The following is a 387-nucleotide window of genomic DNA, read 5'->3' on the forward strand; positions in this document are numbered from 1 at the left end:
GGCCGGTTGTCAGAGGGGCCGACCATAATGGGACGTCTCAGCAGAACCATCTGGAGGTACCGTGGCCGGTTCCCGTTCCCTCAGCTCCGGGCTCCGTGCGCTGACGCCCGCGGCGTTCGGCGTGGACCCGAGCGGTGAGCGTATGGCGCGGATCCGCAGATCGCCGCATTTCAAGGACGGGGTCTTCGTCAACCCCGGCGGCTCGGCGAGGGTCAGGCCCACCGGTTCCACCGCCGACATCGCGCGCTCCTTCTTCGACAAGGACACCCGCCCCCACCGCGCCCCCTCCGGCACCATCCCCGTGCACGCCACGACCCTCGCCGACCTCGCCAAGCCCCCGGCGACGGGCCCGCGTGTGACCTGGATGGGCCACTCCAGCGTGCTCGC

At 71.3% G+C, this 387-nt stretch carries 1 pseudogene; it reads left to right on the top strand.

Going from position 1 to position 387, the window contains the following annotated elements:
• Positions 1 to 61 precede the first annotated feature (61 nt).
• Positions 62 to 387 (top strand): annotated as a pseudogene (locus tag AOK24_RS10325) (MBL fold metallo-hydrolase); the annotation flags it as partial.

It is taken from the genome of Streptomyces niveiscabiei (assembly GCF_001419795.1).
GTDB classification, from domain to species: domain Bacteria; phylum Actinomycetota; class Actinomycetes; order Streptomycetales; family Streptomycetaceae; genus Streptomyces; species Streptomyces niveiscabiei.